Source organism: Ectothiorhodospira lacustris, from assembly GCF_022227845.1.
Taxonomy (GTDB): domain Bacteria; phylum Pseudomonadota; class Gammaproteobacteria; order Ectothiorhodospirales; family Ectothiorhodospiraceae; genus Ectothiorhodospira; species Ectothiorhodospira lacustris.
Map to the genome: position 1 here is coordinate 1 of NZ_JAJNQN010000045.1, position 1,287 is coordinate 1,287.

Annotated in this window: 1 protein-coding gene; it reads right to left on the reverse strand. The window is 60.4% G+C overall.

All coding sequences use genetic code 11. The features are described from left to right. Positions 1 to 13 precede the first annotated feature (13 nt). Positions 14 to 1,210 carry an IS4 family transposase gene (locus tag LQ956_RS14865; protein ID WP_238630336.1) on the reverse strand — a complete coding sequence of 399 codons (1,197 nt, stop codon included), beginning with the start codon at positions 1,208 to 1,210 and terminating at the stop codon, positions 14 to 16. Between the last annotated feature and the right edge of the window lie 77 nt (positions 1,211 to 1,287).

The following is a 1,287-nucleotide window of genomic DNA, read 5'->3' on the forward strand; positions in this document are numbered from 1 at the left end:
TATCCCCACGAAATCATGCAGGGATCCCGGCGGCAAACACGGTTCGTATGGTCGATCTGATGCGCTGTAAGGTGTCGTCGAGGATGTTGGCTGATTCTCGCCGCAGCACTCTCAAGCCCAGGAAAAAATGGGATAACACCCGTCGCTTCGCGGTGTTGGGCTGGTAATGACGGTGGCGTCCCTCATGCTCTGCCGCCAGACCCACCAACCAGGCCGCAAAACTGGCCAGGGCGGCAATCAGCAACAGCACATCAAATCTTTGCGCAGAGCGGGAGCGGGAACGATTCACGCCAAGTCCATAATGCTCATTTTTGCTGGCACGAAAATCCTCTTCAATTTGCATCCTCAGCGAATAGAGCGCTATCACCCGGTCGGTGATCTTCGCCCCTCCAAGCAGGGAGGTGGCAATGACCCAGGGCTCTCTCTGCCCAGTTGCATGCGCGCGACTCTTGCCAGCCTGGGCGCGCCGGCCAGACCGGGTCGCATGAATACGACCCTGAAGGCGCTTGCGCAGGCCATACACCTGGCATTCCAGGGAATCGTGGCGGGTCATGGCAAAGGCACCCATGAAGGTCGGCTGATTTTCATCCAGCAAGCATCCCAATTCGCGGGTATTGAGCCAGATGTCCTCGCCTGGCCGCGTCATCTGGACCAGACCTCGCGCTCGGCCCACCCAGTCCCAGCCCAAAGCTTCCACGGCGCGAAACCAGGGTTTCTTGAAACCGGCGTCCGTGACGATCACCGGGCGGACTCCGGCGGGCAAGACCTCCGAGAGGCGCTTCAAAAAGTCCTCCTGGATCTCGCGGTTAGCGTACTTGGACTGAGGGTGGCACTCCTGGTACAGGGTTCTTCCCTGGCCGCCCACGGGCACCGAGGCGCGCAACACGTGAATGCTCTCATCCACCGCCACCGGCGACCAGTCCACCAAGATCACTGGGCGCTCTTCCTGCCCAACCAGCCAGTGAGCCATGGCCTGATAAACCGTCGCCGCCTCTCGATGCATCCTGGGGTTACCGACGAGCCGATCCATCTGCTTGATGCTCGCCTTTTCGGTGATCTTTCGCTGCGATGCCCGGCCAAGACCGGTGACCGAGGTGGTCTGCCCGTCCAGAGCCGCCGCCGTGGCGATCAGCAGCGCGTTGAAGCGGGTGCGGTGAATGGATTGACAAGCAACCCCCAAGTTTGCGTGAATCAGGTCCGTGGCGTGCATCGGTGTGTTTCGTGGCTCTTTTTTGGCTTCGTCACCTTAAAGAATCACGATCTTGCCGGTGCATGTCCACCCCCACC

Excerpts from the sequence above, each read along its gene's own strand:
- LQ956_RS14865 (WP_238630336.1), bottom strand. The coding sequence starts at position 1,210 with ATGCACGCCACGGACCTGATTCACGCAAACTTGGGGGTTGCTTGTCAA.